This window comes from Mesorhizobium sp. M0276 (assembly GCF_040321755.1).
Taxonomy (GTDB): domain Bacteria; phylum Pseudomonadota; class Alphaproteobacteria; order Rhizobiales; family Rhizobiaceae; genus Mesorhizobium.
The window spans coordinates 33,842-57,727 of sequence record NZ_JAMYSC010000015.1; the positions used below are offsets into that span (position 1 = coordinate 33,842).

Consider the following 23,886-nt stretch of genomic DNA (forward strand, 5'->3'; position numbering starts at 1 on the left):
GTTGCCCTCATGCCTTCATCGCGCCGGAGATCAGTGCGTCGACCTGCGTTTCGACTTCGATGCGTGCCTTCAGTTTGCCGGCAAAGTCGGCGCCGGCAGCCTTGGCGGCTTGCGGCAGCGTGTCATATTCACTGAGTGCCTTGGCGTAGTCGCCCTGTTTGACCGCCGCTTCCATCCGCGCGACGATCTCGGGCGCACCAGCACCTTCGACAGCGCCGATCGGCCTGACCTTCACCAGCGATTCGGCGCTCGACAAAAGGTTCTGCAGGAAGCCGGCATTCTCATCGACAGGGGTTGCCGCGGCGACCATGGCAGTGGCGGCGGCATCTGTCTGCGAGGCGATCTCGGTGCGGGTGGAGACGCCCTTTTCAGCATAGGGGCGCAAGGTCGCAAGCTGCGGCGCGTCCGGTGAAATCGCGGCGAGGGTTTCGAGTTCGGCCGCAAACGGCCCGCCACGCTCGAGCGCCGCCTTCAATGCCGACGCGGCGATGGCGAGCGCGATCTTCGGCTGTCCGGCCGTCGCTTCTACCTTGCCGGAAAGTTGCGACACCGACTGCTCCAATGCGGTGAGCCTGCCATCTTGCGCTGTCATCGCCGCGCCTGTCGACTTCACCAGTGTATCGAGGCCGGCCAGTTTTTCGTTGAGCGGGCCGAGATCGACCGGCGCCGTGCCGCCTGCCTTGCCAAGTGCTGCGACCTCCGATTCAATCTGCTTGATCCTGTCGCCCAGTGCGGCGAGCCCGGCAGTGTCGCCAGCTCCGCCGGATTCGACCGCCGATTTCAGCGCCGCGACATCGGCCCTGACCTGCTCCAAGCCTGAAGACAGCCCGACTATCTTGGCTGCTGCATCGCTGTTGCCGCCAGCTTCCTTCAAGCCGGCGATTTCGCTCTTCAGCGAAGCGATCTCGACATTGACGCCCTCGAGCGAGACACCGGCATTGGAGCCCGGCGCACCGAGCAGGCCTGCAAACTGCAGCCCGCCCGCGCCGACCAGCGCAATGACACCGCCGATGACACCGGCAGCGATGCCGTTGAAGCCGCCACGCCTTGCCGGGGGCGGTACCATTTCCTCGTCCCGCGCCTCGGTTTTGGCTTTGTTGCCGTCGGTCTGCGTGCGCTTCGCCGATGCGTCCTCGAAATTGTAGTCGAAGGCTTTGGTTTTGCCGGCCGGCGCGTCGGACGATCCGGGATCGTTGGACGATTCGGGACCGTCGAATGATCCGGGATAGGGGAGCTCAGCCTCACTACTGCCCTTGCCCGCCGCCGCTGGCTGCTCCGATTCGGCGTGGGCGTCGGCATGCTCCCAAGGCTCGAGGTCGGTTTGGTCGGCATGCACCGGCTCATCGGGGCCCTCAGCCTGCGAAGCGTTCTCTGCTTCCTCAGCCTTCGCCTCGTCTGTCTGAGCCCTGGCTGCATCCTCGTCGACGACGCGTGAAACGGCGCCTGGCTCCAGATCGATGGTCACCGGCTCGCGGCGGCTTTTCGAGTGTCGCATCTTCGGCGTCTTGACCATGCCTGGCTCCGCACAATTCGCTTCGTCTCAACGCCTTGCGGCGCACGATGGTTCAGAAAAGGGGTCTAGCACATCACCAAGCGGTGAAAAGGGGCGGTGTGATGACGCGGCTCAGAGCCGCGCCTGCAAAAGAGCCAGCAGGGCTTCCTCGTCAGGCTGCGCGGCAACGCGCGTTCTTTCGCCGGCGACATCGTCGAGCGCTGCCGCGATGCGGGCGGAAAGAGCAAAAAACCACGTCTTTTCAAATAGCCCTTGCAGAGCGGGCTGCCTGGCCAGCACCTGCATCGCGGCGGCCGCCTTGGTTGAATAGAGCAGCACCGCGTCGACAGGTTGGCCAGACAAACGCTCAAGGATGGCTTCGTCCGAGTAACCCACCGCTGGTGTGTCATAAGTCTCGACAGCGTGGACTTGAACGCCCGCCGTCTGCAGCCTCTGTTCGAATGCCGGAAAGCGCACGCGCCCGCAGAGATAGGCAATCGTCTTGCCTGAGTGGTCGCCAGCAAGTCTGTCGGCGAGACCTTCGGCATTACCTGGGCCTTCACTGACAGACAAAAACCCCGCTTCGCGCGCGGCTTGCGCCGTCCTTTTGCCGACGGCATGGCAAGGCAACGCGGCGAACGCCGCGATGATTTCCTTCGGCGCATGGCGCACGGCATTGGCGCTGGTGACGGCCACGGCGACGGCATCGTCTGGAACCACTCCGCCATCGACCGCCAAAGCCACCGTTTCGGTCAAGGGCAACAGGATTGGCTGGAACCCTGTCTCCTTAAGTTGCCGCGCGGTGCGCGAGGCGCCTGGTTCCGGTCTCGTCACCAGGACGCGACGCATTTCAGAGCCAGCCGTCGAAGAACTTTTCGCCGGCTTTGGCCCGCACCGTCCGCGCGGCTTCATCGCCGATGCGGGCGGCGTCCTGCGCCGGTCCCTGCAGCTCGACCGTGTGCGACTGCGCGCCGTCGGGCGAGATGATCAGTCCGGCGAACGACAGTTTTCCGGCCTCGATCGTCGCATAACCAGCGATCGGCGTGCGGCAGGAACCGTCGAGCGCCGCCAGGAAGGCGCGTTCGCAGGCCAGCGCCTGACCGGTCGGCACATCATGGATAGCCGCCAGCATCTTTTCGACGTCGCGGTCGCCGATACGGGTCTCGATGCAGATCGCGCCTTGCCCCGGCGCCGGCGGGAAGATGTCGAGCGGTATCAGGTCGGTGACGACATGCTCGAGCCCAAGCCGCTTCAACCCTGCATAGGCGAGGATGGTGCCGGCGGCGACGCCTTCGTCGAGCTTGCGCAGCCGCGTCTGCACGTTGCCGCGGAACATCACCACGTCGAGATCGGGCCGCATGCGGCGGATCAGCGCCTGCCGCCGCAGCGACGACGAGCCGACTTTCGCTCCCTGCGGCAGTTCGGCGATCGTCTTCGCCGCCTTGCCGACAAAGGCGTCGCGCGCGTCCTCGCGCGGCAGGAAGGCGGACAATTCGAGACCGTCGGGCAGCTGAGTCGGCATGTCCTTCGACGAGTGCACGGCGATGTCGATCCGGCCCGCCAGCAGCGCCTCCTCGATCTCCTTGGTGAACAAGCCCTTGCCGCCGGCTTCCGACAGCGGCCGATCCTGGATGCGGTCGCCGCTGGTCGAGATGACGACGATTTCGAACGCCTCTGCCGGCATGCCGTGCGCGGCCATCAGCCGCGCCTGCGTTTCATGCGCCTGTGCCAGCGCCAGCGGACTGCCGCGTGTTCCGATTCTCAAGGTTGTTTGCATGGCGCGCGGTCCGTGATACCCCCGGCCTGAGCATTTTGCAGCCAAGTGAAGCCACTTGGCGTCGCAGAAATGCGGCTAAAGTAACCGAGGCCTTTTCAGGCCCTTCTCCTAGCGGGGAAAGGCCTGACAGACAATCTCTTGGGATAGCGACGAATTGATCCGCATTCTTGGCATAGAGACGAGTTGCGACGAAACCGCAGCCAGCGTCGTGGCGGTAGACGGCGACGCCGCGCCAAAAATCCTGTCCAATATTGTACTTAGCCAGATCGAGGAACATGCCGCATTCGGCGGCGTGGTGCCGGAGATCGCGGCTCGCGCCCATGTCGAGGCGCTGGACGGCATCATCGAGGCGGCGCTTGCCGATTCGGGCGTCTCGCTCGCTGACATCGATGCGATCGCCGCGACCGCCGGTCCTGGCCTGGTCGGCGGGCTGATCGTCGGGCTGATGACGGCCAAGGCGATCGCCGCCGCGGCCAACAAGCCGCTGATCGCCATCAACCATCTCGAAGGTCATGCCTTGACGGCACGGCTGACCGACGGGCTCGATTTTCCCTATCTGCTGCTGCTGGTCTCCGGCGGCCATACGCAGATTCTCGCCGTGCGCGGCGTCGGTGACTATCAGCGCTGGGCAACCACCATCGACGACGCGCTCGGCGAGGCCTTCGACAAGACGGCCAAGATGCTCGGCCTGCCCTATCCCGGCGGACCGAATGTCGAGAAGGCGGCACAGACCGGCAATGCCTCACGCTTTGTCTTTCCGCGTCCGATGAAGGGCTCGGCACAGCCCGATTTCTCCTTCTCCGGATTGAAGACCGCCGTGCGCCAGGCGGCGACGGCGATTGAGCCCTTGAGCGACCAGGATGTCGCCGACATCTGTGCCTCGTTCCAGGCGGCGGTCGCCGATGCGCTGGCCGACCGCGTTTCTCGCGCGCTGGCCCGCTTTCGAGAAACATTTCCCGCCACCAAGACTCCGGCGCTGGTCGTTGCCGGCGGCGTCGCCGCCAACCGTACGATCAAGGTCATGCTTGAGCGGCTCTGCGCCGAATCCGGCTTCACCTTCATTGCGCCGCCGCTAAAGCTTTGCACCGACAATGCGGCGATGATCGCCTGGGCCGGCATCGAGCGGCTGCGCCAAGACATGGCGCAGGAGAACGGCTTCGATTTCGTGCCGCGCTCGCGCTGGCCACTGGATAGCATCTCGACGCCGATGGTCGGCGCCGGCCGGCGCGGAGCCAAGGCATGACCGAGGGGGCAATGAGCGGCAACGACACAGCGCCAACCGGCTGGCGCGTTGCCGTGCTCGGCGGCGGGGCTTGGGGCACTGCCTTGGCGCTGGCCATGCTTCGCGCCGGTCATTTCGTCCGCCTTTACGCGCGCGACCCGGAGACCGTCGCCGCGATCGACCGCGGCGAAAATCCACGCTATCTGCCGGGCATTATGCTCCAGGCCGGCATCGTGGCGACGAGCAACATCCAAGCCGCGCTCGACGGCGCCGATTGCGTGCTGGCGGTGACACCGGCGCAGTCGCTGCGGGCTACGCTGGCGGCAGCGAAGGACCATATGCCGGCCGGCATCCCGCTCGTTCTCTGCGCCAAGGGCATCGAGGGCGATACAGGCGCCTTGCTGTCGGCAATCGTCGAAGAAATCCTGCCGCAAAATCCGGTCGCGGCCCTGTCGGGCCCAAGCTTCGCCACCGATGTCGCCCGCGGCCTGCCGACGGCCGTGGTCGTCGCCGCCCGCGACGAGGCTCTCGCCGCCGATCTCGCAGCCCGCTTTTCGGCCGAGAACCTGCGCTGTTATTCGAATGACGACTTGATCGGCGTCGAAATCGGCGGCGCCTTGAAGAACGTCTTTGCCATCGCCGCGGGTGCTGTCACCGGCGCCGGGCTCGGCGCCAGCGCCCAGGCCGCCATGGTGACGCGCGGCTTTGTCGAACTGCGCCGCATCGGCGCCGCCTTCGGCGCCAGGCCCGAAACCTTGATGGGGCTTTCCGGCCTTGGCGACCTGCTGCTCACCTGCTCATCCACCCAGTCGCGCAATTTCGCCTATGGGCTGGCGCTCGGGCAAGGCAAGCCTCTTGCCGGATTGCCGCTGGCCGAAGGCGTGCCGACGGCGGCGATCGCTGCCCGCATCGCCATAGAGCACAATATCGACGCGCCGATCATTGCCGCGGTCGCTGCCATACTGGACGGCGCTATCACCATCCGGCAGGCTGTGACGGCCTTGATGACCCGGCCGCTGAAGACCGAAACCAACGATTGATCCCACGACATCGATCCAACGACCAGGAGAGAGACCATGCTGTTTGCTGTGATTTGCAAGGACAAGCCGGGAAGTCTGCAGGTGCGCCTTGACACGCGGCCCGAGCATATCGCCTTCCTGGAAGGCCTGAATGGCGACAAGAAACTGGCTTTTGCCGGTCCGTTCCTTGACGCCGAAGGCAAGCCCAATGGCAGCCTCGTCGCCATCGAAGCGCCCGACATGGCGGGTGCACAGGCCCTTTCAGCCGCCGACCCCTACGCCAAGGCCGGCCTGTTCGAGAGCGTCGAAATTCGCCCCTGGAACTGGACGTTCAACAAGCCGGCGGCTAGTTAATTCCGATCGCCGGCGAGCGACCCCTAGGAGGAGAAAAGACATGAACTACTGGCTGTTCAAATCCGAACCTTCGGTCTTCTCCTTCGAGGCGTTGAAGGCCAAGGGCAAGGCCGGTACGCAATGGGATGGCGTGCGCAACTACGCCGCACGCAACAACATGAAGGCGATGCAGATCGGCGATCTCGGCTTCTTCTATCATTCCAACGATGGGTTGAACGTGGTCGGCATCGCCGAGGTCTGCGCGCTGGCCCATCCCGACACCACGTCGGATGATCCGCGCTGGGAATGCGTCGACATCCGCGCCGTCAGGGATGTGCCGAACCCGCCGACGCTGGAAGAGATCAAGGCCAATCCAAAGCTTGCGGACATGGCTCTGGTGCGGCTCGGGCGGCTTTCCGTGCAGCCGGTGACGCCGGCCGAATGGAAGGAAGTCTGCCGCATGGGCGGCTTGACTCCGGCTCCGTGACGGCGCTGACGCCGAACAGCGCCAAACAATTCATTCTCGACAACACGGCGCTGATGGCGCCGCCGCACGCGCCGGAAATCCTGCTTCATCTTGCTGATGAAGCACATGAATTGTGGCAGCGGACTGAGGACGAGTTGGTCGAGATCGGCCTGCCGCCGCCCTTCTGGGCCTTTGCCTGGGCCGGCGGCCAAGGCCTTGCCCGCTATATCCTGGACAATCCCGGCGCCGTGCGGGGCAAGCGCGTCCTCGACTTCGCCTCCGGCTCCGGCCTTGTCGCCATCGCCGCCGCCAAGGCCCGCGCTGCCAAGGTGATCGCAGCCGACATCGATCCGTTCTGTGCAACCGCGATTTGTCTCAATGCCGAGGCCAACGACGTCAAAATCGAATTCCTCGGCACGGATTGCATCGGCACTGATGCGGGATGGGACATGATCCTGGCCGGCGACGTTTTCTACGACAGGTCCTTCGCCGACCGGCTGATGCCGTGGTTCTCAACCCTAGTGGCGCGCGGCGCCGAGATTCTTGTCGGCGACCCCGGCCGGTCGTATATGCCGAAGTCCGGGCTGGAACCCTTGGCGGTCTATGAAGTGGCCGTCACACGGGCTCTGGAGGATGCGCTGGTCAAGCGCACGACGGTCTGGCGCTTTGCTTGACGCCATCGCCGAACAGGCGTTCCATCATATCCGCATCTGGAGGGGGACTCATGGATTTTTCAGCAGTGAACTGGCTGGCGGTGATCGCCGCCGCAATCGTGGCATGGCTGTTCGGCGCCGCCTGGTACATGGGCCTGAGCAAGCCATGGCTGAAAGCCGCCAAACTTGACCCGGCCACTATGAAAAAATCGCCTCTGCCCTTCGTGATCAGCTTCATCGCCGAACTGGTCATGGCGTACATATTGGCGCTTGTCGTCGGCGCGATAACGGGCGGCGAGCCGACATTGCTCGCCGGGCTGATCTTCGGCTTCGTGCTTTGGCTGGGCTTTGTCGCCACAACGCTCTCGGTCAACCATCGCTACGAGAATTTCGGCTGGGATCTGACCCTCATCGACGGCGGCCATTGGCTCGGCGTGCTGCTGATCATCGGCGCCGTGATCGGCTGGTTCGGCGCCGCGGCAGCTTGACAGCCTGCCGCAATCTCAGGTCCGCGCCTTGGCGACTTCCTCGAGAATCCAATCGCGAAAGGCGACGATACGCGGATCGTCGGCGGTACTCTCGGGATAGACCAGGAAATACGCGAACTCGGGCGCTACCCGCAGGCCGAGTTCAAAAGGTTGCACCAGCCTTCCCTGGGAAAGGTCGTTCGCCACCATGGCGAAATCGGCGAGTGCGACGGCATTGCCGTCGAGCGCCGCCTGAACGGCATCTGTCGAGTTTTTGAACACGACGGTTCGGCTGTCGTCGAAATCGTTGACACCGGCGGCCGCCATCCACATCCGCCAGTTCGGCCATGTCACGCCTTGTCGCGACCATTCGATATGGGCAAGCGTGTGATTGAAGAGATCGCGCGGCTCGCGCAGCGGCGGACCGGAGGTCAACAGGCTCGGGCTGCACACCGGAATGAGGATGTTGTCGAACAGCCGGTGGGCGCGAAGTCCCGGGTATTTGCCGGCACCAAAGCGGATGCCGACATCGATGTCATCAAGTTCGAAATCCCGCAGTTCATAGGCGATGTCGAATCTCAGCTCGATATGGGGCTGAAGCTTGCGAAAATCGTCGACGCGACGCATCAGCCATTTTGACGCGAACTGTGCGTCGAGCGTCACCTTCAAAAGGGCCGTGCCGCGCGTCAGCTTGTGCGCCCGCGAAATGGCCCGGCCTAGCAGGTCGAGCGCGTCGGTGGAGGCCTCGAACAGCACAGCGCCCGCCTCGGTTAGCCGGATGGTGCGGCTGGTGCGTGTAAAGAGCACCAGTCCGAGCTGATCCTCGATTTCCTTGATCTGGTGGCTGACGGCGGCTGGCGTTAGGCCCAGCTCATCGGCGGCCCGGGTGAAATTGAGGTGCCGGGCCGCTGCTTCCAGCGTCCTCAAGGCGCGAGTTCCGGGCAGCAGACGGGTCATCCTATCCTCAAAGAAAACTTGATGATCCAGAGAAAACTACTCGTTTCTCACAGTAATTTCAATATGGCATGATCCAGCCATCGAAGCATTATCAAGCCGGACTTGATGTCCGGAGAGAACGGATCACCCTATGTCCATCATCGCTTTGAATTCATCGACACGCCGTCCGGCCTGGCTGACGGAGGCCCTTGACTGGCTGCGCCATGCCCGGGTCGCGATCAATCTCCCGCACCAGAACGTCGAAGACCTGTCGGATCGGCAGCTGCGCGACGTCGGCGCCAGGCGCAAGGACGTTGCACGCGCCATGGACCGCGAAATGGGCCGCCTCGGCCTTCTCGACATCGGCTGGCAAAGGAATAAGCAAACAGGCAGTAAGGAATAGGGGAGTAAAGCGGCGCCGACGCGCATACTACTCCCTACTCCCTACTCCCTACTCCCTACCTCACCACCCTCACCACCGTCCGATCCGACAGCAGCGGCAAAAGCCGCGCCATGGTTCGCGCCGTCACCGCCACGCAGCCTTGCGTCGGCGTGAAGCCGGGGCGCGCCAGGTGGAAGAAGATAGCGCTGCCGCGGCCGCGCCGGCGTGGCGCCACGTTCCAGTCGAGCACCAGGCAGGCATCGTAGAGCCGGTCGTCGCGCCGCATGCGTTCGTGGCTGGCACCATAGGGGATCTTGACCGGCCTGTTGTAATTGCGGTCGTCAGGCACTTCGCACCAGCCCAGATCAGGCCCGATCGGCGTCATCGTCAGACGGGTCTTGCGGCCGCTGGAGAACTGATCTCCTCGGAAATATCCCGACAGGATCCGCATCGAGGCCAGCGGCGTGGCGCCGTCGCCTTCGCGCTTGTCGGCCGAGATACCGCCGCCCCCCAGCGCGCACGCAAACACCGTTTTGCCAGCCTGCAGCAGGCCCTGGCTTGGATGGCCGGGCCTGGCCCGCACGGTCAGCACGCGCAGCCCTTTTCGCAAAATTGCGCCGGCTGCATTGCGATCGTGTTTTTTCTTGTATGATCGTGCCACGGAACAAATCACTGTGATCGGCTGTTGTGCCGGTCAGCTTCCGCATAAACAGGCAGCGGTCAACTGAATTTTCTTTTCAAAACAACGGATTGATCCATGACTTCACGCACCATTCTAATCGTCGATGACGATGACGACCTGCGCGGCACCCTGGTCGAGCAATTGTCCCTTTACGAGGAATTCGACGTGCTGCAGGAATCGACTGCGGCAAAAGGTGTCGCAACTGCCCGCGGCGGCCTCATCGATCTGCTCATCATGGATGTCGGGCTGCCCGACATGGATGGCCGCGAAGCGGTAAAGATCCTGCGCAAGGGCGGCTACAAGGCGCCCATCATCATGCTCACCGGCCACGACACCGATTCGGACACGATCCTTGGCCTCGAAGCCGGCGCCAACGACTATGTGACGAAGCCGTTCCGTTTCGCTGTGCTGCTCGCGCGCATTCGCGCGCAATTGCGCCAGCATGAGCAGAGCGAGGACGCCACTTTCTCGGTTGGGCCTTACACCTTCAAGCCCAGCCAGAAACTGCTGATCGACCCGCGCGGCGGCAAGGTGCGGCTGACGGAGAAAGAGGCTTCGATCATCAAATATCTCTATCGCGCCGACCAGAAGGTGGTGACGCGCGACGTGCTGCTCGAGGAAGTGTGGGGCTACAATTCCGGCGTCACCACGCACACGCTGGAAACTCATGTCTACCGGCTACGCCAGAAGATCGAGCGCGATCCTTCCAATGCGGAAATTCTTGTGACAGAAAGCGGTGGCTACAAGCTGGTTCCTTAAACATTTCATTATCCAATGAGCGGTCTGGGCGGGACTGCTGTCGGGTGCGATCCTGTCGGAGGGGGATTCAAGGATCGACTCGTGAAGGAGGGATTGGACTGACCGTTCGGGGACACAGCTAGATGGCGCTGGATGACGACATCCGCATCCTGTCCGCCGTGAGGCTCTTCGAGGGCTTCACGCAGGAACAATTGCGCCTGCTCGCCTTTGGCGCCGAGAACACCAGGCTGCTTGCCAACCACAAGCTTTACCGCGAGGACGACGAGGCCGATTCGGCCTATATCGTGGTCAGCGGGCGTATCGTCCTCTATCGGGAGCAGGATGGCGAACGCATCCCGATCGGCACCGCCGGCCCCGGCACGATCCTGAGCGAACTGGCCTTGATCGCCGACACCAATCGGCTGACCAGCGCATCGGCCGAAATCGATTCCGAAGTGATCCGGCTCAGCCGCAAGATGTTCCGCCGCATCCTGGAGGAATACCCCGAGGTCGCGGTGCAGTTGCACCAGCGAATCCTGGAGGATTTCCAGGCGATGATCCGCCGCATCGAAGAGCTGGCGCCACGCTTCACCGGGTGAGTTGGAGCGCAGATATACGGGCTGACCGTACCGCCGCCCTGACCTGAGGGTTCCGTTGACAGGCAACAGGTGAAATCCTACAGAACCCCTCGAAGGCGGGCGGCCTAACAGGCACCGCCACCACCAGGCTCCTGGGGGAGCGAGGCATGCTGCCAGCTCGGTATGAGACGATCATCCTGTATGCCCGCAACGACGCGTTCGGCGACGGATTGATCCGGATTCCGGCTTTGCGCGCCGCCAGAACCGCGTTCCCCGATAGTTTTATCGTCTACGGAACCACCGGCTCGTCGTCCCTTGAACATGTCCTCGATCGCCATGCCGGCCACTTGGTCGATGCGATCAATGTACGGACACCTCTGGCGCATCTGGTCGCCAGCCACCGCAAGGGTCCGGGGAGATTGGCCGTTGTCGATTTTCGCATCTCGGCGCGTTGGCTGCTCCAGGCCTCGGCGTCGCTGCTCGGCCGCGGGATCGCCTATGAAGCGAACTTTCCGGGTTTCGCTCTTTCCTGGCGCCCTGGCCAAAGGTCGGAAGCACGACCCGAGCACAATGCATGGCGTTACCACCGCCTCATCGAGCGACTTGCGGGGAAACGGTTGCCTTTCGACCATCGGCTGGAGCCCACCCCGGCCGCGCGGGCGGCGGCTAGGGGCCTGGCGGAGGGTAAGCATGCTCCCTTGATCGTTGTCGCGGCGCATGGCGACGGCGGCAAACGCATGACGGCGGATCAGGTTGTCGCTATCTCCGACAGCTTGATCGCCGACGGGGCAAATCTTCTCTATGTGAAAACCCCGGGGGACGGCCCTGATGTGACAGAACTGGCCCAACGCGTGCCGAAGCTGCAACTTGTCGATTCCGGCACGGTCGAGGGTGTCGATGTCAGCGATGTTCTGCTGGCGCTCGGAGAGTTTGCCGATCTCTACATTGGCGCCGAAGGCGGCACGGCACATCTCATGGCGACGGTGATGACGCCGATGGTCATCGTCAGTGGCGGCGCCAACATGGCCCGTTGGCGGCCGCTTTCCAACTGCGTGGACGTGATCGAGTCTCGGCATGCGAGTCCATCCGGCCTGGTCGCCAATGTCCCGGCGCCGAAAATCATCGAGGCGGCCCAGCGGATGCTGGCGACGCGCCGCCGCGACCACCCCTACCTGCTGGATCACGCGGCAGGCGTATCAGCGCCGCAATTTCGGGACAACGACACGCGCAAGGACAAAGACTTGAAGCGCGTCGTTTGAATCCGTCTGGCGCGCTTTGGGGTGTGTTTGAGATTCAGATCAGGCCGCGTCGAAAAGGGCGGGTTCCGAGTGAAAGCACCGGTTGTACAGGAGGCCGTCATTTGCAGTCCGGCGGCCTCACTTGAATATAGACACACCTAATCCAGATCGAACCGCGCGATGACAGGCACATGGTCCGACGGGCGCTCCCAGCCGCGCGCCAGGCGCAGGATCTCGTAGCCGGAAAAGCTGGGCACCAGATTTGGCGACGACCAGACATGGTCGAGCCGCCGGCCACGGTTAGACGCTTCCCAATCCTGCGCTCGGTAGCTCCACCAAGTGTAGAGCTTCTGCTCAGGCGGCACGTTGAGCCGCATCAGGTCGGTCCAGTTGCCGGCGAGGCGCATCGCTTCGAAATTTTCCGTCTCGACCGGCGTGTGGCTGACGACGTTGAGCAGTTGCTTGTGCGACCAGACGTCGTGTTCGAGCGGCGCTATGTTGAGGTCGCCGACCAGTACCGAGCCGGACACCTCGTCATGTTCTGCCCGGATGGCATTCATCTCGGCGACGAAATCGAGTTTGTGCTTGAACTTCCTGTTGATGACGGGATCCGGTTCGTCGCCACCGGCCGGAACGTAGAAATTGTGCAGCAGGATCGCCTTTCCGCCGGCTCGCACCGTCACCGAGAGGTGCCGGCTGTCCTCGATTTCGCAGAAACGCCGCTTCTCGACCACCTCGATCGGCCGCCGCGCCACCGTCGCGACGCCGTGATACCCCTTCTGGCCATGGAAGGCGATGTGCTCGTAGCCGAGCTTGCGGAAGGCTTTTTCGGGAAACAGCTCGTCCGGAACCTTGGTTTCCTGCAGGCAGAGCACGTCAGGCGCATGCTCGACGAGCAGGCGTTCGACGATCGGCATGCGCAGCCGAACGGAGTTGATGTTCCAGGTGGCGATGGAGAAGGGCATTGGCAATCCAGGACAGCGTGTAACCGGCCAGAACCGAAGGGTCCCGGCGGGGAAGACGCCTTTTGACGGAGTCAGCCCGGGAAATTGCCAGCCGCGGGCGGCAAAGACAAGCCGGGCAACGCCCGACGAGGCGCGGCCCGCTGCTTTCCACAGCTATAACGACAGGCTTAGCGCGGCCTGTTGGTGTTGAGCTCGCGGTTCGCCGTGTAGTCGATGGCAAAAGTGTCAGGCGCGAAGCTGACGCCTTCCTTGGTGTTGAAGATCATCACCGTCGTATCCTTGCCCTGCGCGTCGGTGATCGTCCACTGTCGCAAATCGAAGGTTTTCGGATCGAACATCATGGTGATCTTCGAATTGCCGAACACCGATTTGTCGGCGAGCTGGATGGTGGTGAGGTCATCCTCCTGCTTGACGCTTTTGACCCGGTCGCCGGAGAGGTCGATCCTGTCGTCGAGCAGCAGCTTCAAAGGCGTCTTCGACAGCGGATAGAGATCTGACGTGTTGAGCTTCTTGTTCAGGATGACCACCGACTTGCCGTCTGAAATCACCCGGAAGTTTGAAGAGCCATCATAGTTGAAGCGGATCTTGCCCGGCCGTTCGAGGAAGAACTTGCCGCCGGTCTGCTCGCCCTTGGGGCCGAACTGCACGAATTCTCCGCTCATCGATTTGACCGAGGAAAAATGGTCGGCGATCTTCTGTGCCGCGGCCGGCACGGCCGCCTGCGCCGAGGCCAGCACCTGGAAGCCGGGCACCGCGTTGAAGGCTGCCGCCCCTGCAATCGCCAGGCCGAGGCCTAGCAACTGACGCCGTGAGGGAGCAACTTTGCCGGGCACTGAAGGATCATTTTTCATGTCGGTCACTCTCATCTGATTCCTGAGTTGTTCTGTGCTTGGACCGCCAGTTGGGCCGAAATTTGGCGGGTCAGGCGTCCCTCAGCCGCTTCAACGCCTTGAAACGTTCAAGGTTGCCGGACCGGCTGTGACAAGGGTCAGGCCTTCTCGTCAGAACTTGTCGTCTTCGGTCGGCACCAGGATCTCGCGCTTGCCGGCATGGTTGGCCGGGCCGACGATGCCCTCCTTCTCCATCTTCTCGATGATCGAGGCGGCGCGGTTGTAGCCGATGCCCAGCCGGCGCTGGATATAGCTGGTCGAGGCCTTGCCGTCGCGCAGCACAACGGAAACCGCCTGATCGTAAGGATCGTCGGAATCCTCGAAATTGCCGTTGCCGCCACCACCGCCTGAACCACCCTTGCCGGACAGCTCGTCGTCGTCCTCGCCGTCGTCCTCGGTGATGGCGTCGAGATATTCCGGCACGCCCTGCAGCTTCAGATGCGCGACGATCTTCTCGACCTCTTCGTCGGCGACGAACGGGCCGTGCACGCGCTGGATACGGCCGCCGCCGGCCATGTAGAGCATGTCGCCCATGCCGAGCAGTTGCTCGGCGCCTTGTTCGCCCAGGATGGTGCGGCTGTCGATCTTCGACGTCACCTGGAAGGAGATGCGGGTCGGGAAATTGGCCTTGATGGTGCCGGTGATGACGTCGACCGACGGACGCTGCGTTGCCATGATGACATGGATGCCCGCGGCGCGCGCCATCTGCGCCAGGCGCTGCACGGCACCCTCGATGTCCTTGCCGGCGACCATCATCAGGTCGGCCATCTCGTCGATGATGACGACGATATAGGGCATCGGTTCGAGATCGAGATTCTCGGTCTCGTAGATCGCCTCGCCGGTCTGGCGGTCGAAGCCGGTCTGCACGGTGCGCGAGATCTTTTCGCCCTTCTTGTCCGCCTGGCTGACGCGGGCATTGAAACCGTCGATGTTGCGCACGCCGACCTTGGACATCTTGCGGTAGCGGTCCTCCATCTCGCGCACGGTCCATTTCAGCGCCACCACAGCCTTTTTCGGATCGGTGACGACCGGCGTCAGAAGATGCGGGATGCCGTCATAGACCGAGAGTTCCAGCATCTTCGGATCGATCATGATCAGCCGGCAATCCTGCGGCGTCAGCCGGTAGAGCAGCGACAGGATCATGGTGTTGATGGCGACCGATTTGCCAGAGCCGGTGGTGCCGGCGACCAGCACGTGCGGCATCTTGGCGATGTCGACGATGACCGCTTCGCCATTGATGGTCTTGCCCAGCGCCAGCGCCAGCTTGGCTTTCGTCGTCTCGAAATCACGGCTGGCTAGAATCTCCCTGAGATAGACGGTCTCGCGCTTGGCGTTCGGCAGTTCGATGCCGATGGCGTTGCGGCCGGGCACCACGGCGACGCGGCAGGCGATGGCGCTCATCGAGCGGGCGATGTCGTCGGACAGGCCGATAACCCGCGACGATTTGATGCCAGGCGCCGGTTCGAGTTCATAGAGGGTGACCACTGGACCGGGACGGACGGCGATGATCTCGCCCTTGACGCCGAAATCCTCCAGCACGCCTTCGAGCAGGCGCGCATTCTGCTCCAGCGCGTCCTTGGAAAGGCTAGCGTCGCGCACCACGTTCTTCGGTTCCGACAGGAAGTGCAGCGATGGCATTTCGAATTTTTCCGAGCCGATCAGCGATGTCTGCGCCTCACGCTGGACACGGGCGCCGGGAGCCGGACGCGGTGCCGGTGCCTCGACGCGGGTGGCGGCATCGGAGCGGAACGGTTGGACCTTGGCGGTGCCGCGCCTGACGGGCTCCTGTTCCGGCTCGAAATCCAGATCGTCGTCGGCTTCGAAAATATCGGCATCGTCGGGGTCGAGCGAGACGCTACGGTCATTGACCATGGCGGCGAAGAATTCGGGCTCGACGCGGGCGCGGCCATCCTGGCTCATCCGCGTTTCAGCGAACTCAGCCGATTCGACCCGTTCGGCGGCGCGCCGCCAGGCGGTGGAGCGCTGTTCCATCTCCGGCTCGTACTCGTCACGCTCCTGCCTTCGGCGCGCGGCGCGGCGGTGCATCCACGCGCGGAACGAGAGCCACCAATGAGTAATTGCCCCGAGCGCCAGGATACCCTCGTCGCCTTCGTCCTCATCATTGTCGAACAAAAGGTCGTCCTCGCGCGGATCTGTAGCGGGCTCGTCCTCCATGACCGCAAAGCCGTTCTTGCGTCCGATCAGCGCCGACCCATGGGCAAAGAGCCACAGCGCGGGTGCGGCCAGCAGGATGGCGATGATGCTGGCGATAAGCCCGGTCGGATAGCCGCCGATGACGACGCTGGGGATCTTCAGCACCATGTCGCCAAACACGCCGCCGAGGCCGGTAGGGAGCGGCCAGGTCTTGGGCGGCACCACACAACCGGCCATTGCCGCGGCCAACAGCGCGAAGCCGAACCAGGACAGCCCGCGCTTGGGCAGCCTGTCGATGCCGCGCGCGGAAAACAGCAGGAACCCCCAGATCACCGTCGGAACCAGCGCTGCGACGGCGGCGAGGCCGAAGAACTGCATGGCCAGATCGGAGAACACGGCACCCGCATAGCCCATGGCGTTGGTGACGGTGTTGTTCGTCGCGTGGGAGAAGCTCGGATCGGCGACGTTCCAGGTGGCAAGGCTGGCGACGCCAAAGGCGGTGAGCGCGAACAGCCCAGCGCCGACCATCCGCCCGACCTGACGCCGCGCGAAGGCTTGGATGCCGTGCCCCGTATCGGCCAGCGCGAGCGGTGCTGAGGCCCCTGAACGCATGCTCTTCCCCGTCTGTCATGGACTCGCCAGGTGCGTGGCGCACTCCGGCAGATTCGGGTCTCAGACTATCGGTGGGAAGGTTAAAGGCGCATTAACTATAAGGGGTTGAGGTGATCAAACCTCGTTACCACCGGTTGAGCCGCTTGGAATGCATGCAGCAGTGCCTTTGAGGCGCTGGCAAACACCATGATGGACGACGGAGCTGGCAGATAGACCTGCCGCGGAACGAGACAATAGCGGGCCTGCGTGCCCGCCATTGTCCGTTTTTGGCAACAAAAGATCGGGCTGGGGCCCGGCAGGTCAGTTGGCGCCACCGAGCGCCTGCAGGTTTGCGCAGAATTCGGCGTGCGGCTTGCTCATCGCCGCATCCTGGCAAAAAAGAGGCCCGGAAATTATCCGGGCCTCAATGCGTGAACTCCTTTCGAGAGTGTCACGACGGGATGGTTTGGGGGGCCGGCGGGAGGAGGTTCCACCGGCCCCGTGAGGCGGAGCTGGCCTTACGGCACCACTTCGCCATGCTGGGAGATGTCGAGGCCTTCGACCTCTTCCTGGGTCGTCGGACGCAGGCCGACCAGCGCCTTGACGATGTAGAGGATCACGAAGGTTGCAATCCCCGTCCACACGATGGTGACGGCGACGCCGTAGATCTGCTTGCCGAGCGAAGCGCCTGCACCGAGGCTGTTGATCGCCGGATCGGCGAGAACACCGGTGAGCAGAGCGCCGATGACACCGCCGACGCCATGCACGCCGAAGGCATCAAGCGAGTCGTCATAGCCGAACATGTGCTTGACCTTGACCGCCGAGAGGTAGCAGACGACGCCCGCAACGATGCCGACGATGAAGGCGCCGGTCGGGTTGACGAAGCCGGAGGCAGGTGTCACCGCGACCAGGCCGGCGACGGCGCCGGAGATAATGCCGAGCACCGAAGGCTTCTTGGCGACGATCCATTCGGCGAACATCCAGGCGAGTGCCGCGGCTGCGGTCGCAACCTGGGTGTTGAGCATGGCAGCGCCGGCGAGGCCGTCGGCGGCCAGTTCCGAACCGGCGTTGAAGCCGAACCAGCCGACCCACAGCAGCGAAGCGCCGATCACCGAATAGACCAAGTTGTGCGGCGCCATGTTGGTGGCGCCGTAGCCTTCACGCTTGCCGAGAACCAGCGCGCAGACGAGACCCGCGACACCGGCGTTGATGTGGACGACCGTGCCGCCGGCAAAGTCGAGCACGCCGGCCGTGCCGAGGAAGCCGCCACCCCAGACCCAATGCGCGATCGGCACGTAGATGACCAGCAGCCACAGCGCCATGAAGATCAGCAGCGCCGAGAACTTGAAGCGTTCGGCGAAGGCGCCGGCAATCAGCGCCGGAGTGATGATGGCGAAGGTCATCTGGAACATCGAGAACACGAATTCAGGAATATTCGCGACGCCCGGCAGCCACAGCGAGGCAGTGGTGATGCCGTGATGGAAGAATTTCGAGGTGCCGCCGAGATAGCTGTTCATGCCGCCGCCGTCGGAAAAGGCCAGCGAATAGCCGAACATGAACCACAGCACCGTCACCAGGCAGGTGATGGCAAAGCTCTGCATGATGGTGGCGAGCACGTTCTTCTTGCGCACCATGCCGCCGTAAAACAGCGCCAGACCCGGGATGGTCATCATCAGCACGAGCGCCGTCGAGGTCAGCATCCAGGCGGTATTGCCGGTGTCGAGCACCGGGGTTGGGGCAGCCGGTGCAGCCGCTGCCGCGGCAGGAGCCGCTTCCTGCGCGAAGGCGGCGACCGTGCCCAATGCTGCGAGAGCGAGCGAACCCAAAAGGGCGGCCCGTCCCGTCGTCTTCAAGGTAGAAGGAATATTCATTGAACTCTCCATTGGAATACGTGATCGCCGCTCAGAGCGCGTCGGTGTCTGTTTCGCCGGTGCGGATGCGCACCGCCTGATCGATGCCGAAAACGAAGATCTTGCCGTCGCCGATCTGGCCGGTCTTGGCGGCTGAGGTGATGGCTTCGACGGCCTTGTCGACCATGTCGGCACTGACCGCGACTTCGATCTTGATCTTCGGCAGGAAGCTGACCGCGTATTCCGCCCCGCGATAGATTTCCGTGTGCCCTTTCTGACGCCCGTAGCCTTTGACTTCGGTGACGGTCAGGCCCTGGATGCCGACGGCGGTAAGCGCTTCGCGGACCTCGTCGAGCTTGAACGGCTTGATGATTGCCATCACGATTTTCATAAGGTTGCACCCTTTGCTGTTGCGGTCCCCCGCGTTTGCACGACTTCACCGATCCTAAAGAGCCGGAGAGTGCCCACGTGGATTCAAGCTCCGTGCCAAGTGCCGAAGCAGGGTGTTAACCCGTTGTAAACAAAGGAATGAAGGCGGCCAAAGCCGTGAGGTGCCCGCAACAACGGCAAAGCATCTGCTTAAAAACTATGCAATTTTCGAAAAATGCCTACTCTGTAGGCGGTCGCTTGAGCCGGATCAGCCCTTCTTGCGCAACCGAGGCAATCAACGTGCCGTCGCGGGCAAACAGCGACCCGCGCGTGAAGCCGCGCGAGCCCTGGGTCGACGGGCTGTCCTGCGTGTAGAGCATCCAATCGTCGAGCGCATGGCTGCGGTGGAACCACATGGCATGGTCGAGGCTCGCCGCCTGGATATCGCGGTCGAAAATGGCGCGGCCGTGCGCAAAGGTCGAGGTGTCGAGCAGCGTCATGTCGGAGAGATAGGCGAGCACCGCCGCCTGGATGGCGCGATCCGCCGGAACCGGACCGGTGGTGCGGATCCAGATATTCTGCTTCGGCTCCAGCTTTTCGCGGCTCGTGTAATGCTTCAGCATCACCGGCTTCATCTCGATCGGCCGGTCGCGCTCCCAATAGCGTTTGATGCCTTCGGGCACCGCCTCGCCGAACTTGCCCAGCAACTCGCGCTGCGACAGCAACGTGTCGGGTCCGGCAACGTCCCGCGGCATCGGCACCTGGTGTTCGAGACCGACCTCATCCTGCTGGAACGAGGCCTCCAGCGAAAAGATCGCCTGGCCGTGCTGGATCGCCACCACGCGCCGCGTGGTGAAGGAGCCGCCGTCGCGGATGCGGTCGACCTCGTAGACGATCGGCACCTTGGTGTCGCCGGGCCGCATGAAATAGCCATGCAGCGAATGCACGTGACGATCAGGGTCGACGGTTCGCTGCGCCGCGACCAGCGCCTGGGCGATGGTCTGGCCGCCGAAGACGCGCTGCCAGTCGAGCAAGGGACTGCGACCACGATACAGATTGTGTTCCAGCTTCTCGAGGTCGAGAATGCCGAGAAGCTCGTCCATGGCTGCCGTCATCTTTCGCGCCCTCGCAGCAGAAGTGTTATGGCGGTTTCCGACAGGACGGACAGGCAGTCAAGGGCGCAAGACGCGGCTGGCGCGCAAGGAGCGAAGTTGATGCAACGCAAGGTGGACACGAAAACCAAGCCTAGACTCGATGTTCTGGTCGCCGGCGCCGGTTATGTCGGCCTGGCCAGCGCCGTATCGCTGAAACAGGCCCGTCCGGGCCTTGCCGTCGCTCTCGTCGATGCCGCGCCGGCCGGTGTCTGGCAAAGGGATGGCCGCGCTTCGGCCATTGCCGCCGCCGCCTGCCGGATGCTCGACCAGCTCGGCGTGTGGGCCGAAATGGCGCCGCAGGCCCAGGCGATCACCGAGATGATCATCACCGATTCGCGCACTTCCGATCCGGTGCGTCCGGTCTTCCTGACCTTCGACGGCGAAGTGGCGCCGGGCGAGCCGTTCGCACAAATGGTCGCCAACAAAGTGCTGAACGGCGCCTTGCGGGCCCGCGCCGAGAAACTCGGCATCGACATCATCGAAGGCGTGGCGGTGCAGGGTTTCGAGACCAACGGCGGTGGCATCACCGTGCATCTCGCCGACGGTGCGACACTGAAGGCGCGGCTGCTGGTCGCCGCCGACGGCGTCAACTCCAAGCTGCGCGACATGGCCGGCATCAAGACGGTGAAGTGGGAATATGGCCAGTCCGGCATCGTCTGCACGGTCGCGCATGAACGCCCGCACAATGGCCGCGCCGAAGAACATTTCCTGCCGGCCGGCCCTTTCGCGACGTTGCCGCTCAAGCCCAGCGAGGACGGCACCAATCGCTCGTCGATCGTCTGGGTCGAGCGCACGCAGGATGCCGAGAAGCTGGTGGCCGGCGACGACCTCGTCTTCGAGCATGAACTCGAACAGCGCTTTAGTCTGAAGCTCGGCGAAATCCGCGTTGCCGACAAGCCGCGCGCCTGGCCGCTCGGCCTCACCATCGCCCGCGCCTTCGTCGCTCCGCGCATCGCGCTCGCCGGCGACGCCGCCCACGGCATCCATCCGATCGCCGGACAGGGCCTCAATCTCGGCTTCAAGGATGTCGCCGCACTTGCCGAGGTGATCGTCGAGGCCGACCGGATCGGCCAGGATATCGGCGCGCTCGACGTGCTCGAACGCTACCAGCAATGGCGCCGCTTCGACACGGTGCAGATGGGCATCACGACGGATGTGCTGAACCGGCTGTTTTCCAACGACATCGGCCCGCTGCGCGCCGTCCGCGACATCGGCCTCGGCTTGGTCGAACGCATGCCGCGCCTGAAGGAGTTCTTCATCCGCCAGGCGTCGGGACTGTCCGCTAGCACGCCTCGATTGTTGAAGGGCGAGGCGATCTGAACGCTGTCGCTCAATTGACTTCGAAACCCAGCTTCTGCCGCAGCCGCAGTATGCGCTGGTCGGATATCTCGAGGCGTTTCTCGCCGCCTTGGGCGGCGCGGTTGACCATCTGCAGCAGGTCGTTGCGCTCGGCGACATCGAGGCGTTCGCGCAGGAACGGCGCCAGCTTGTCGATGACAACAGTGGTGTCGTCGATCTGTGCTGCCGCCCATTTGGCGTAGATCACCGCTTCGTCCGTCTTCTTCTTGTCGGCGATCTCGGAGATCACCAAGCGAATGACAGCCTCGCGTCGCGGCAGGACCGGCCCTTCCTCGGAGACGATGGCGGTGATCAGCGTCGCGGCGGCCACCACCGGATCGTCAATCGCGGTCAGTGGCGACAGGGCCGCCTGCTTGCGCAGCTTCTTGCGGCGCACCGAACCCTGGACCCGGCCGATGACATCGGCAACGTCACGCGCAGCCTCGTTCATGGCCTTCATCCGGTACCACCAGAACGCCGCCGCGCCCAGCACGCCAAGGACAGCAATTAAGAACGGCATGCCGACACCCCCCAAAATCCCGTCAACGATAGGAGAACTCTTGCGGTGCTTCAACATGCAAGAGTTGCGCCGGGCGAAGAACTCGGTCCCCCCGTCAGGCGCTTCCGACGAAACCACCCCTCCAGACGACGGGCGACGAAGGAATCGCCCCTACGATCCCGGCACATCGTAGATCGCGCGCACCTCGATAGTGCCGATTTCGGCCAGTGGAATCTCGGCGGCGATCTCCAGCGCCTGGTCAAGATTGTCGGCCTCGATCATGACGAAGCCGAGCAATTGCTCCTTGGTTTCGGCGAACGGGCCGTCGGTGACCAGGCTCTTGCCCTTGCGCCTGCGAAGGGTTTTCGACGTCTTCACCGATTGCAGCGCCTGGGCGATTGTCAGTATCCCACGCTGATCCAACGAACGGTCATGAGCCATCGAATCGGCATCGAGCTTGGCCAGACGCTCCGGCGTCATGGCATGGAGGTCCTTTTCCTCACCATAGACCAGACAGACATATTTCATTTCCAGCTCCCTTGCTGCGTCGAACCAGTCGAACCATAGGACGCGGTGACGAGCGTGTCAGCGTTGCCCCTGACCGCCGCATGATCGAGAAAGCACGCCGCGATGCCGATGATGGCAACCGCCGCCAGAAGCCGGCCAAAGCCGGACGCCGGCGGATGCAGCCAGAAGTCTTCTCGTCGCCCGGCCTTGTGGCCTGCGCCTTTCCACAGTGCGAAAAACAGATTGTCCATGCGAACCTCCATCCGGCCACAACCTCATGGCCGCCCGCAGGACGGGCGCGGGAGATCAAAGCCGACATTTTTGCACACGCACTTTTTCGAAAAAGAATCGGTCACCACCGCATAGCGATTCAAAGAGCGCGGTGGCCTTCGCGTCGGCGCGCGCTATAGTTGACGGGACGCTTGGCTCACCCAGGCAACCAGCCACGACCCCAGCCACGACAACCAAGGAGGAATTCATGGACCGCACCGCAAACGCCGTCTGGAAAGGCGATCTGAAGGGGGGCACGGGCACGCTCGACACCCAGAGCGGAACCCTGAAGGGCACGCCCTATTCGTTCAAGGCACGCTTCGAGGACGAAAGCGGCAAATCCGGCACCAATCCGGAAGAGCTGATCGCGGCGGCGCACGCCGGCTGCTTTGCCATGCAGTTCTCTCATTTCCTGGCCGAGAACGGCACGCCCGCCACCGAACTCGACGCCACGGCGGTGGTGACGCTGGTTCCCGGCACGGGGATCACCGGCAGCGCCCTCACGGTGGTCGGAAAGGTGCCGGGCATCGATGCCGCGAAATTTGGGGAGCTGGCCGAAAAGGCCAAGGCCGGATGTCCGGTCTCGAAAGCGCTCGGCGCCATAAATGTATCGCTTGACGCTCGGCTCGGCTGAGCACGCTGGATCCAGCGTGATGACCCGGCGCGAACGCACAGGCGCGCCGGGGTTATGCGCCCAGCGCGTCTAGCCGGGCGCGAAGTGCGGCGACTTCCTGCTCCAGCGCCTCCAACCGCGCCTCCAGGTCGGAAGCCGGCAGAGCCGATGCATTCCGCTGCGCCGAAAGGGCTGCAACGTCCACCGGGCCGCTGAGGAGATGCACGTAGCGGTCCTCGCGTTGGCCTGGTCCGCGCGGGATTTCCTGGATGAGTGGCGGTCGGCGGCCGATCAGCATATCGAGCTCGGCGCGCAGATCCTCGATCGATGAGAATCGCGCCATACGCTCGCTCCGCGCCAGCAGTTCATGTGCCGTCTGCGGCCCGCGCAGCAACAGCAGGCCGATCAAAGCGGTCTGGGGCCTGGTCAGCGAGAAGCGCTGCGCCATCTGGTGCTCGTAGCGCTCGACGCGCGAACCGAACATCTGCCGCACCAGCCCCTTTTGTTCGAGCAGCTTCAGCCCCCGGTGCACCTCGACCTGTTCCAGCGCCATCACCGGCTCGCGCGCCGTCTTCTGGTTGGCGGCGGCCAGTGCTGCATTGAGCGTCAGCGGATAGACATCCGGCGTCAGCTCCTTCTTCTCGATCAGGCAGCCGAGGATGCGCGCCTCGACGGGGGAAAGAATTGGAAGATCATCGCTCAT

27 protein-coding genes are annotated in these 23,886 nt (G+C 63.6%); 12 read left to right on the plus strand and 15 right to left on the minus strand.

Going from position 1 to position 23,886, the window contains the following annotated elements; all coding sequences use genetic code 11:
• Window positions 1–7: 7 nt before the first annotated feature.
• The 3 genes from NKJ01_RS13955 to hemC form a co-directional block, all read right to left on the minus strand.
• Window positions 8–1,513: a COG4223 family protein gene (locus tag NKJ01_RS13955; protein ID WP_352728684.1), complete on the minus strand. Its 1,506-nt coding sequence runs from the start codon at window positions 1,511–1,513 to the stop codon at window positions 8–10.
• 111 nt (window positions 1,514–1,624) lie between these two features.
• The gene (locus NKJ01_RS13960) at window positions 1,625–2,341 is read right to left on the minus strand and encodes a uroporphyrinogen-III synthase (RefSeq protein ID WP_352728686.1); all 717 of its coding nucleotides are present in this window, start codon (window positions 2,339–2,341) and stop codon (window positions 1,625–1,627) included.
• Between the two features lies 1 nt (window position 2,342).
• Window positions 2,343–3,269, minus strand: coding sequence for a hydroxymethylbilane synthase (hemC, locus tag NKJ01_RS13965; protein ID WP_352728688.1), 927 nt, complete (start codon window positions 3,267–3,269; stop codon window positions 2,343–2,345).
• A gap of 157 nt (window positions 3,270–3,426) precedes the next feature.
• On the opposite strand from hemC, the gene tsaD reads away from it, so the two are divergent.
• Genes tsaD through NKJ01_RS13995 form a run of 6 tightly spaced genes read left to right on the plus strand, consistent with a single transcriptional unit; the run spans window position 3,427 to window position 7,450 of the window.
• Window positions 3,427–4,512, plus strand: a complete 1,086-nt coding sequence (gene tsaD, locus NKJ01_RS13970) for a tRNA (adenosine(37)-N6)-threonylcarbamoyltransferase complex transferase subunit TsaD (RefSeq protein ID WP_352728845.1) — start codon at window positions 3,427–3,429, stop codon at window positions 4,510–4,512.
• Window positions 4,509–5,531 carry an NAD(P)H-dependent glycerol-3-phosphate dehydrogenase gene (locus NKJ01_RS13975; protein ID WP_352728690.1) on the plus strand — a complete coding sequence of 341 codons (1,023 nt, stop codon included), beginning with the start codon at window positions 4,509–4,511 and terminating at the stop codon, window positions 5,529–5,531. The genes tsaD and NKJ01_RS13975 overlap by 4 nt, the downstream gene beginning before the upstream one ends.
• A gap of 36 nt (window positions 5,532–5,567) precedes the next feature.
• Window positions 5,568–5,864 carry a YciI-like protein gene (locus NKJ01_RS13980; protein WP_352728692.1) on the plus strand — a complete coding sequence of 99 codons (297 nt, stop codon included), beginning with the start codon at window positions 5,568–5,570 and terminating at the stop codon, window positions 5,862–5,864.
• Between the two features lie 40 nt (window positions 5,865–5,904).
• A complete protein-coding gene (locus NKJ01_RS13985; RefSeq protein WP_023760931.1) occupies window positions 5,905–6,330 on the plus strand; it encodes an EVE domain-containing protein in 426 nt (141 codons plus the stop codon).
• 53 nt (window positions 6,331–6,383) lie between these two features.
• Entirely contained in the window at window positions 6,384–6,983 is a 600-nt protein-coding gene (locus tag NKJ01_RS13990) for a class I SAM-dependent methyltransferase (RefSeq protein ID WP_352728847.1), read from the plus strand.
• Between the two features lie 50 nt (window positions 6,984–7,033).
• Window positions 7,034–7,450, plus strand: coding sequence for a DUF1761 domain-containing protein (locus NKJ01_RS13995; RefSeq protein WP_352728694.1), 417 nt, complete (start codon window positions 7,034–7,036; stop codon window positions 7,448–7,450).
• A gap of 15 nt (window positions 7,451–7,465) precedes the next feature.
• On the opposite strand, the gene gcvA is transcribed toward NKJ01_RS13995, so the two are convergent.
• Entirely contained in the window at window positions 7,466–8,386 is a 921-nt protein-coding gene (gcvA, locus tag NKJ01_RS14000) for a transcriptional regulator GcvA (protein ID WP_352728696.1), read from the minus strand.
• A gap of 130 nt (window positions 8,387–8,516) precedes the next feature.
• Between gcvA and NKJ01_RS14005 the strand changes: the two genes are divergently transcribed.
• On the plus strand, window positions 8,517–8,768 hold the full coding sequence (locus NKJ01_RS14005) for a hypothetical protein (RefSeq protein WP_352728698.1): 252 nt from the start codon (window positions 8,517–8,519) through the stop codon (window positions 8,766–8,768).
• A 55-nt stretch (window positions 8,769–8,823) separates the two neighbouring features.
• On the opposite strand, the gene NKJ01_RS14010 is transcribed toward NKJ01_RS14005, so the two are convergent.
• A complete protein-coding gene (locus NKJ01_RS14010) occupies window positions 8,824–9,360 on the minus strand; it encodes a L,D-transpeptidase family protein (protein ID WP_198032260.1) in 537 nt (178 codons plus the stop codon).
• A 144-nt stretch (window positions 9,361–9,504) separates the two neighbouring features.
• Between NKJ01_RS14010 and NKJ01_RS14015 the strand changes: the two genes are divergently transcribed.
• The 3 genes from NKJ01_RS14015 (at window position 9,505) to NKJ01_RS14025 (ending at window position 12,004) form a co-directional block, all read left to right on the plus strand.
• Window positions 9,505–10,188: a response regulator transcription factor gene (locus NKJ01_RS14015; RefSeq protein ID WP_023760937.1), complete on the plus strand. Its 684-nt coding sequence runs from the start codon at window positions 9,505–9,507 to the stop codon at window positions 10,186–10,188.
• 122 nt (window positions 10,189–10,310) lie between these two features.
• The gene (locus NKJ01_RS14020) at window positions 10,311–10,766 is read left to right on the plus strand and encodes a cyclic nucleotide-binding domain-containing protein (protein WP_352728700.1); all 456 of its coding nucleotides are present in this window, start codon (window positions 10,311–10,313) and stop codon (window positions 10,764–10,766) included.
• A 146-nt stretch (window positions 10,767–10,912) separates the two neighbouring features.
• Window positions 10,913–12,004, plus strand: coding sequence for a glycosyltransferase family 9 protein (locus tag NKJ01_RS14025; RefSeq protein ID WP_352728702.1), 1,092 nt, complete (start codon window positions 10,913–10,915; stop codon window positions 12,002–12,004).
• 137 nt (window positions 12,005–12,141) lie between these two features.
• Here the strand turns inward: NKJ01_RS14025 and NKJ01_RS14030 are convergent, their stop codons facing one another.
• From NKJ01_RS14030 to tesB, 6 genes are all read right to left on the minus strand, one after another.
• Window positions 12,142–12,948 (minus strand): exodeoxyribonuclease III, encoded by an 807-nt coding sequence (locus NKJ01_RS14030; RefSeq protein WP_352728704.1) that lies wholly within the window; start codon window positions 12,946–12,948, stop codon window positions 12,142–12,144.
• 167 nt (window positions 12,949–13,115) lie between these two features.
• Window positions 13,116–13,799 carry an outer-membrane lipoprotein carrier protein LolA gene (locus tag NKJ01_RS14035; RefSeq protein ID WP_352728849.1) on the minus strand — a complete coding sequence of 228 codons (684 nt, stop codon included), beginning with the start codon at window positions 13,797–13,799 and terminating at the stop codon, window positions 13,116–13,118.
• A gap of 150 nt (window positions 13,800–13,949) precedes the next feature.
• Entirely contained in the window at window positions 13,950–16,604 is a 2,655-nt protein-coding gene (locus tag NKJ01_RS14040; RefSeq protein WP_352728706.1) for a DNA translocase FtsK, read from the minus strand.
• 497 nt (window positions 16,605–17,101) lie between these two features.
• Window positions 17,102–18,454, minus strand: a complete 1,353-nt coding sequence (locus NKJ01_RS14045) for an ammonium transporter (protein WP_023760943.1) — start codon at window positions 18,452–18,454, stop codon at window positions 17,102–17,104.
• A 31-nt stretch (window positions 18,455–18,485) separates the two neighbouring features.
• Window positions 18,486–18,824 (minus strand): P-II family nitrogen regulator, encoded by a 339-nt coding sequence (locus NKJ01_RS14050; RefSeq protein WP_023760944.1) that lies wholly within the window; start codon window positions 18,822–18,824, stop codon window positions 18,486–18,488.
• A 217-nt stretch (window positions 18,825–19,041) separates the two neighbouring features.
• The gene (gene tesB / locus NKJ01_RS14055; RefSeq protein ID WP_352728709.1) at window positions 19,042–19,917 is read right to left on the minus strand and encodes an acyl-CoA thioesterase II; all 876 of its coding nucleotides are present in this window, start codon (window positions 19,915–19,917) and stop codon (window positions 19,042–19,044) included.
• Window positions 19,918–20,016: 99 nt separating this feature from the next.
• On the opposite strand from tesB, the gene NKJ01_RS14060 reads away from it, so the two are divergent.
• Complete coding sequence (locus NKJ01_RS14060; protein WP_352728711.1) at window positions 20,017–21,276, plus strand: ubiquinone biosynthesis hydroxylase; 1,260 nt, start codon at window positions 20,017–20,019, stop codon at window positions 21,274–21,276.
• A gap of 10 nt (window positions 21,277–21,286) precedes the next feature.
• Here NKJ01_RS14060 and NKJ01_RS14065 read toward each other — a convergent pair whose 3' ends face one another.
• From NKJ01_RS14065 to NKJ01_RS14075, 3 genes are all read right to left on the minus strand, one after another.
• Window positions 21,287–21,814, minus strand: a complete 528-nt coding sequence (locus NKJ01_RS14065; RefSeq protein WP_023760947.1) for a hypothetical protein — start codon at window positions 21,812–21,814, stop codon at window positions 21,287–21,289.
• A gap of 150 nt (window positions 21,815–21,964) precedes the next feature.
• Window positions 21,965–22,321 (minus strand): YciI family protein, encoded by a 357-nt coding sequence (locus tag NKJ01_RS14070; RefSeq protein WP_352728713.1) that lies wholly within the window; start codon window positions 22,319–22,321, stop codon window positions 21,965–21,967.
• The gene (locus NKJ01_RS14075; protein ID WP_352728715.1) at window positions 22,318–22,551 is read right to left on the minus strand and encodes a hypothetical protein; all 234 of its coding nucleotides are present in this window, start codon (window positions 22,549–22,551) and stop codon (window positions 22,318–22,320) included. Before NKJ01_RS14075 ends, NKJ01_RS14070 begins: the two co-directional genes overlap by 4 nt.
• Before the next feature lie 227 nt (window positions 22,552–22,778).
• On the opposite strand from NKJ01_RS14075, the gene NKJ01_RS14080 reads away from it, so the two are divergent.
• Window positions 22,779–23,204 carry an OsmC family protein gene (locus NKJ01_RS14080; protein WP_352728717.1) on the plus strand — a complete coding sequence of 142 codons (426 nt, stop codon included), beginning with the start codon at window positions 22,779–22,781 and terminating at the stop codon, window positions 23,202–23,204.
• 52 nt (window positions 23,205–23,256) lie between these two features.
• Here the strand turns inward: NKJ01_RS14080 and NKJ01_RS14085 are convergent, their stop codons facing one another.
• The gene (locus tag NKJ01_RS14085) at window positions 23,257–23,886 is read right to left on the minus strand and encodes a YceH family protein (protein ID WP_352728719.1); all 630 of its coding nucleotides are present in this window, start codon (window positions 23,884–23,886) and stop codon (window positions 23,257–23,259) included.

Excerpts from the sequence above, each read along its gene's own strand:
- NKJ01_RS14040 (WP_352728706.1), bottom strand. The coding sequence starts at position 16,604 with ATGCGTTCAGGGGCCTCAGCACCGCTCGCGCTGGCCGATACGGGGCAC.
- NKJ01_RS13955 (WP_352728684.1), bottom strand. The coding sequence starts at position 1,513 with ATGGTCAAGACGCCGAAGATGCGACACTCGAAAAGCCGCCGCGAGCCG.
- NKJ01_RS14035 (WP_352728849.1), bottom strand. The coding sequence starts at position 13,799 with ATGAAAAATGATCCTTCAGTGCCCGGCAAAGTTGCTCCCTCACGGCGT.
- NKJ01_RS14020 (WP_352728700.1), top strand. The coding sequence starts at position 10,311 with ATGGCGCTGGATGACGACATCCGCATCCTGTCCGCCGTGAGGCTCTTC.
- NKJ01_RS14065 (WP_023760947.1), bottom strand. The coding sequence starts at position 21,814 with ATGCCGTTCTTAATTGCTGTCCTTGGCGTGCTGGGCGCGGCGGCGTTC.
- NKJ01_RS13980 (WP_352728692.1), top strand. The coding sequence starts at position 5,568 with ATGCTGTTTGCTGTGATTTGCAAGGACAAGCCGGGAAGTCTGCAGGTG.
- NKJ01_RS14030 (WP_352728704.1), bottom strand. The coding sequence starts at position 12,948 with ATGCCCTTCTCCATCGCCACCTGGAACATCAACTCCGTTCGGCTGCGC.
- NKJ01_RS14045 (WP_023760943.1), bottom strand. The coding sequence starts at position 18,454 with ATGAATATTCCTTCTACCTTGAAGACGACGGGACGGGCCGCCCTTTTG.
- NKJ01_RS13995 (WP_352728694.1), top strand. The coding sequence starts at position 7,034 with ATGGATTTTTCAGCAGTGAACTGGCTGGCGGTGATCGCCGCCGCAATC.
- NKJ01_RS14085 (WP_352728719.1), bottom strand. The coding sequence starts at position 23,886 with ATGAGCGATGATCTTCCAATTCTTTCCCCCGTCGAGGCGCGCATCCTC.
- NKJ01_RS14015 (WP_023760937.1), top strand. The coding sequence starts at position 9,505 with ATGACTTCACGCACCATTCTAATCGTCGATGACGATGACGACCTGCGC.
- NKJ01_RS14005 (WP_352728698.1), top strand. The coding sequence starts at position 8,517 with ATGTCCATCATCGCTTTGAATTCATCGACACGCCGTCCGGCCTGGCTG.
- NKJ01_RS14025 (WP_352728702.1), top strand. The coding sequence starts at position 10,913 with ATGCTGCCAGCTCGGTATGAGACGATCATCCTGTATGCCCGCAACGAC.
- NKJ01_RS13975 (WP_352728690.1), top strand. The coding sequence starts at position 4,509 with ATGACCGAGGGGGCAATGAGCGGCAACGACACAGCGCCAACCGGCTGG.
- hemC (WP_352728688.1), bottom strand. The coding sequence starts at position 3,269 with ATGCAAACAACCTTGAGAATCGGAACACGCGGCAGTCCGCTGGCGCTG.
- NKJ01_RS14060 (WP_352728711.1), top strand. The coding sequence starts at position 20,017 with ATGCAACGCAAGGTGGACACGAAAACCAAGCCTAGACTCGATGTTCTG.
- NKJ01_RS14075 (WP_352728715.1), bottom strand. The coding sequence starts at position 22,551 with ATGGACAATCTGTTTTTCGCACTGTGGAAAGGCGCAGGCCACAAGGCC.
- NKJ01_RS13960 (WP_352728686.1), bottom strand. The coding sequence starts at position 2,341 with ATGCGTCGCGTCCTGGTGACGAGACCGGAACCAGGCGCCTCGCGCACC.
- NKJ01_RS13985 (WP_023760931.1), top strand. The coding sequence starts at position 5,905 with ATGAACTACTGGCTGTTCAAATCCGAACCTTCGGTCTTCTCCTTCGAG.
- NKJ01_RS14050 (WP_023760944.1), bottom strand. The coding sequence starts at position 18,824 with ATGAAAATCGTGATGGCAATCATCAAGCCGTTCAAGCTCGACGAGGTC.
- NKJ01_RS13990 (WP_352728847.1), top strand. The coding sequence starts at position 6,384 with ATGGCGCCGCCGCACGCGCCGGAAATCCTGCTTCATCTTGCTGATGAA.
- NKJ01_RS14080 (WP_352728717.1), top strand. The coding sequence starts at position 22,779 with ATGGACCGCACCGCAAACGCCGTCTGGAAAGGCGATCTGAAGGGGGGC.
- NKJ01_RS14070 (WP_352728713.1), bottom strand. The coding sequence starts at position 22,321 with ATGAAATATGTCTGTCTGGTCTATGGTGAGGAAAAGGACCTCCATGCC.
- gcvA (WP_352728696.1), bottom strand. The coding sequence starts at position 8,386 with ATGACCCGTCTGCTGCCCGGAACTCGCGCCTTGAGGACGCTGGAAGCA.
- tesB (WP_352728709.1), bottom strand. The coding sequence starts at position 19,917 with ATGACGGCAGCCATGGACGAGCTTCTCGGCATTCTCGACCTCGAGAAG.